Annotated in this window: 3 protein-coding genes; 1 reads left to right on the forward strand and 2 read right to left on the reverse strand. The window is 68.4% G+C overall.

What is annotated here, in order from left to right; genetic code table 11:
• Positions 1–96 precede the first annotated feature (96 nt).
• Both BST47_RS14300 and BST47_RS14305 read right to left on the reverse strand, forming a co-directional pair.
• Entirely contained in the window at positions 97–429 is a 333-nt protein-coding gene (locus BST47_RS14300) for a hypothetical protein (RefSeq protein ID WP_328586875.1), read from the reverse strand.
• A gap of 492 nt (positions 430–921) precedes the next feature.
• The gene (locus BST47_RS14305; protein ID WP_083126145.1) at positions 922–1,395 is read right to left on the reverse strand and encodes a hypothetical protein; all 474 of its coding nucleotides are present in this window, start codon (positions 1,393–1,395) and stop codon (positions 922–924) included.
• Between the two features lie 320 nt (positions 1,396–1,715).
• Between BST47_RS14305 and mobF the strand changes: the two genes are divergently transcribed.
• On the forward strand, positions 1,716–6,000 hold a 4,285-nt coding region (gene mobF / locus BST47_RS14310; protein WP_083126146.1), incomplete at its 3' end, for a MobF family relaxase.

Genomic DNA, 6,000 nt, shown 5'->3' on the forward strand with positions numbered 1-6,000 from the left:
CGCCTCCAGCTCGCCGCTGCGACACCGCGCCCCACACCGCCCAGCTCGCCACGCCCGGCCACATGCTCACCGAATCTCAACGGGTACTGACGAATCTCACCACAATGTGGGCTGATCACCCAGCAGCGCCGCCTGCACCGCAGCGTCATCCCAACCGTGGCGCACCGCTTCGCGCAACGCCACCGACCGTGCGCGCCGCAGGCCCCGACTGTCGAAGCATCGCACCGTATATCGGCCGCCGCCACGGCGCATCCGCACCATGCGATCCATGTTGTCGCCCTGCGCGCCCGAAACGACGTGCTGGTGGGGATCTGTCGCCGCTGCGACCTTGATGCACACCGGGTTGTCGCACTCGTGTACTCCGAGCACCCCAGCGGCCACCACACCGGACACGATCGCCAACGCGTAGCGGTGCGGGCGAACGCACAACCCCGCCCCTTCTCGGGTGAGGTAGAAACGGCCGTAGCCATCGGCACCGTCGCGCCGGCCCAGATGTTGCAGTCCGAAGCCGTTGGCCCGCAGACGACATGGCTGTGAAAACGGGCGATCTCCGCGGCGTGCACACGCCGTTCAGCGATCAGCCGCTCGGCGCTTCTCATCGCCGTTGAACCTAACCGTCAGAACTGACATTCAGAGCGCCCAGCGCGGCCAGCTTCCACCGGCGTTGTGAATCGCACTCCCGAGCCCCCTGTGTGGTCCTGCACCCGCCGCCACACCGAGCACACTAGTAAAGCTGGCCAGACGCCTTGCAGGCGCGCCCGTCGAGCGCTTCTCACCGGCACGATGCTGAACCGGCTTGTACGTCCGCGTCCCGACCTGCGTAGAGGCGGGCTGGCATGACACAGCACGCACGGGCCGACCAACGCCGCCCGGCGCCACTGATCCCGCACACCGACGACCACGCTCAACGCCGGCCGCACATCACGCCGACGCCGCATCGGCCGGCGGCTCACTGATGTAAGGGTCAACAACTCCCATCGGCCCACCGGCCACGCCACCCGCACCTAGTGCATGCGAATCATCACTGGCCGTGGGCTTCTCAGGCTTCGGTCCGTGCCGCAGCATGGTGCAAACTATTCCGATTCCCAGATCGGTGCGCGTGGCGATCGTCGTCAGCGTCTCGCCACGGCCCTGCATACGCACGACCGCCGCGCCGCCCCTGGCGCGCTGGGCATCTACCCTCTTGGCGACTTCCATGTCGAGCTGCTGGCGCAGCTGGGCCAAGCGTTCCTTCTTCCAGGTTTCGATTTCGGCGATCTTGCCGACCGCGACGAGGATCTCCGCGGCATCGTCGATGTTCGCCTTCTCCTTCGCGGCGCGGGCCTCGTTGGCCCGGCGGGACGCTTCATGGGCGCGCTTGCGGGCCTCAACCTTCGATATCCGTGGTGTTGTCATGGTCGGAACCTTAGGAGCCTGCTGGCCGACCGGGCCACCACCACAGCCACATTCGTCGTTCACCAATTTTCCCCGTCGCTCCTGCCGCATCACCGTCCCTACCCGGCACCACACCGCTGCCCACTCCCCTACCACCCCCGCTCAGCTCGCCCAGCTCCCTGCCCCACGACCCCTTTCGTAGCCCGACGACAGACCACACACCTCTTGCACTCAGGAGAATTGGCCGTCTAAGACTTTTCTAAGAACCTCTGGTTTGGTGGTGGCTTCGCCAATCGCTGAGTTCGTAGCGTGCGGCGCATGCGGACGCCTGCGTGCGCGTCATGGTGATGACGCTGCACAAGCTGACCGCCGGGGACGGATACCTGTACCTGGTGCGGCAGGTCGCTGCCGCCGACAGCACCGAGCGCGGCCGATCCACGCTGGCCGACTACTACTCGGCCAAAGGTGAATCGCCCGGTCGGTGGATGGGTCGGGGCTTGGCCGCTCTCTCTGATACCGGCCGCTGCGATGCGAGCCCGCAAGCCCGCGAGGAGATTTGGACCGTCGATGAGGGATCGGGCGTCAGTGAGGCGCAGATGCGCGCCCTTTACGGATTGGGTCTGCACCCCAACGCCGAGCGCATCGAGACCTATGTCATCGGCCGCAGCATGGGCTCGGGACGGGTGGCCAGCCGACTCGGTCGTGGGTTCCTGGTACGCGACGGCGAACCGGAGTATGCGCGGCGTTTGGCGGTGGCCTTCCGCGACCACAACGCCGAGAACGGCGCACACTGGCACGCCACCATCGCCCCGGAGATCCGCGCACAGATCCGCACCCGCGTGGCTGTGGGGTTGTTCGCCGAGGAGTACGGCCGGCCACCCGCCGATGACCGCGAATTGTCCGGATTCATCGCCCGCAACACCCGCGCCCGCACGACCGCCGTGGCCGGATACGACCTGGCGTTCTCGCCGGTGAAATCAGTGTCGGCGCTGTGGGCCATCGCCCCGCTATCGGTGGCCGAGCAGATTGAAGCGGCCCATGATGCGGCCGTCGCCGACGTGCTCGAGTGGCTGCAGGATCAAGCCACCTTCACGCGCACCGGCGCCGGCGGTGTCGCCCAGGTCGACACCGAAGGACTTATCGCCGCAGCGTTCACCCACCGGGACTCTCGCGCCGGCGACCCCGACTTACACACCCACGTCGCGATCTCTAACAAGGTGTCCCACGTGGACGCCAACGGCGTGCGCCGATGGCTCGCCCTGGACGGTCAACCGCTGCACCGGGTGACGGTCGCGGCTTCGGAGTTGTACAACACCCGTCTCGAAGCGCACTTGATCGACAGACTCGCGGTGTCGTTCGTCGAGCAGTCCCGCGGACGCGGAAAACGACCGGTCCGCGAGATCGCCGGAATGTCGGTGGAATTGATGGCGCGGTGGTCGAGTCGGCGGGCCGCAATTAAGGCGCGCACTGCCGAGCTGGCCAAGCAGTTTCAAGCCGATCACGGCCGCGAACCCAGCAACGTGGAAATCATCGCGCTGGCGCAGCAGGCGACGTTGGAATCGCGCGAAGCCAAGCACGAGCCGCGCTCACTGGCGCAGCTGCGCCAGATGTGGCGCACCCAAGCCTCTCAGGTGCTCGGCCGTAGCGGTGTGCAGCGGATGCTGGCCGACACCTTGGGCCCCTCCGATCGCACACCCTACGCACCCAGAATCGATGACCGGTGGATACTGGCGCGTGCTGGCGAACTGATCGCCACCGTCAGCCAGACACGTTCGATCTGGCAGCGTCACCACGTGCGCGCCGAAGCCCTACGCATGGTGCGGCGCCACAACATGTCGCACGATGTCGCATTGGTCGAACACCTCACCGATTACGCGCTGTCTGAGATGTTTTCGGTGCCGCACGCCCGGATCTGCGACGGTGAGTTGGGCGAGCCTGTCGCGTTGCGTCGCCGCGACGGCGCCAGCGTCTACAGCCGCCACGGTATGCAGGTCTACACCAGTCGCGACATGCTGGCCGCAGAACGCCGCATCCTGGTCGCTGTGGCACGCGTGGACGGGCGGTGCGCCAGCGACCGCGATGTCGAGCTGGCACTGGCCAACTCGACGGCATGCGGACGCACACTCAACGCCGGGCAGGCCGCACTCGTGGCAGAGCTGGCCACCAGTGGGCGCCGTGTCGCACTCGCGCTCGCGCCGGCGGGAACGGGCAAAACCACAGCGATGGCCGCCCTGTCGCATGCGTGGCGCAACTCGGGCGGACACGTGATCGGACTCGCCCCCACCGCCGACGCCGCGATCCTGCTCGGCGACGACCTCGGCGCGGTCACCGACACCCTCGACAAGTACGTATGGTCCACCGACCCCTCCTCCCCTGCCGCGCGACCAGACTGGTTTCACCGCGTTGGGCCCGACACCCTGATCGTCGTCGATGAGGCCGGAAAGGCAGCCACCGCGGGGCTGGACGCGATGATTACCGACGCGCTGCGCAAGGGTGCGAGCGTGCGCCTGGTCGGTGACGACGGCCAGCTGTCGTCCATCTCGGCCGGCGGTGTTCTGCGCGACATCGCCGAGGCCACCGACGCCCTCACCCTGTCTGAAGTCGTCCGGTTCAAGTCACCGGCTGAAGCCGCCGCGGGCCTGGCGCTGCATGACGCCGACCCGGCCGGCATCGGCTTCTACATCGACCACCACCGCATCCACGTCGGCACCGACGAGACCGCCGCCGACATGGCCTATCGGGCGTGGCGGGCCGACCTGGGCGACGGCGCGGACTCCATCCTGCTCGCACCGACCAACGACGTCATCAACGAGCTCAACGCCCGCGCCCGCACCGACCGGCTTGCCGCCGAGCCTGCGGCAGCGAACGCGCTCACCGTGGTACTCGCCGACCAGCTGCACGCCAGCGTCGGTGACACCATCCGCACCCGCAAAAACAACCGTCGAATCACCATCGGGCGCAACGACTTCGTGCGCAACGGCTACCGCTACCTCATTACCGAAGTCCGCGCCGACGGCGCGGTGAAAGCCCGCCATCTGCGCAGCGGACGCATCGTCACCCTGCCGGCGGACTACCTCGCCACCCACGTGACGCTGGGCTATGCGGCCACCATCGACTCCGCCCAGGGCCTGACCGCAGGTTGGCGCGAGACAAAAGGCACCTGCCACATCGTCGGCTCGGACATGATGACCCGCCAGCACCTCTACGTCGCCATGACCCGCGCCACCGACGAAAACCACCTGTACCTGTCGACCGCCGAGGGCGATCCGCACCGGCTGCTGTCCCCCAAAGCCACCCACCCCGACACCGCCGTAGACGTCCTGACCCGGATCTTGGCCCGCGACGGCGCCCAAGTCTCGGCCACCACCGCCGCCCGCCACGCCGCCGACCCGGCCGCCCGGCTGCAGGCCGCGGCCGACATGTATTACGACGCACTGGGTGTGGCGGCCGAGAACCGGCTGGGAGCCGGTGCCCGGGACCGGCTCGACGCCATCGCCGACGAGATGATCCCCCAGCTCAGCCAACGTGAGGCCTGGCCGGTACTGCGACGCAACCTGTGCGTCCTGGCACTCGGTGGTGCTGATCCCCGCGAGCTGCTGGCTCAGGCGCTGGCCGTGGGCAGCATCGACGACGCCGCGGACCACGCCGCCGTCCTGGATCACCGCATCGACCCCGCCGGCACCCACTCCGCCGGCATCGGGGTCCTGCGCTGGCTCCCCGCCATCCCGCCGGCCCTGGCCGGCGACCCACAGTGGGGTGCCTACCTGGCCCGCCGCGAGCACCTGGTCGAAACCTTGGCCGAGGAGATCCGCGACCGCGCACGCGGCTGGACCCACGCGACCGCCCCCGGGTGGGCGCGCCCGCTGATCACCGTGAACACGGCACTGACAGCCGAAATCGCCGTCTTTCGCGCCGCCATCGGCGTGCAGGAGAACGACACCCGTCTCACTGGCGCCCGCCAGTACCCCGTGCGCACCCGCGCCGTGCAAGCCACCCTGCAGCGCCATGCCGCCGCGGGCATCGGGCGGCGCAGCGCCGACACCACCACCCGCTGGAACGACCTCATCGACACCATCGACCCACGACTACGCGCAGACGCCTACTGGCCAAAACTGGCCGCCCACCTCGCCCAGGCCACCCGCACCACACCAGACCTTCGTCAGATCATCACCACCGCCGCCCACCAGAAGCCACTCCCCGATGAGCTGCCCGCCGCCGCCCTGTGGTGGCGCATCTTCGGCGCAGTCTCGTCCACCGCCACCCTGGCCACCACCCATTCACGGCTACGGCCCGCCTGGATCACCGACCTCGACGGCGTCTTCGGCGCCATCCTCGCCGAAACCATTGCCGCCGACCTGCACTGGCCCGGCCTGGTGGCTGCCATCAATGCCGCCGACCCCAACACTTGGACGCCGCGCGATCTGCTGTATCTGGCCGCCGAGCACCTCGCCGACATTACCAACGAGGCTGATCCGATCCCGCCCGGCGACTACGCCCGCCTGATCACCTACACCGTCGATACCTACACCCACCAGCCGCCCGCCGCGGCCCTGCACAACTTTGCTGAACCCCACGACGCCCCACCAAGTCCGGACGAAGAGGACTTCTTCCCACCCGACCCCCAAC

The sequence above is a fragment of the Mycolicibacterium tusciae genome, assembly GCF_002086795.1.
In the GTDB taxonomy this organism is placed as follows: domain Bacteria; phylum Actinomycetota; class Actinomycetes; order Mycobacteriales; family Mycobacteriaceae; genus Mycobacterium; species Mycobacterium tusciae.

Coding starts and splice junctions, on each gene's coding strand:
- BST47_RS14305 (WP_083126145.1), bottom strand. CDS start 1,395: ATGACAACACCACGGATATCGAAGGTTGAGGCCCGCAAGCGCGCCCAT.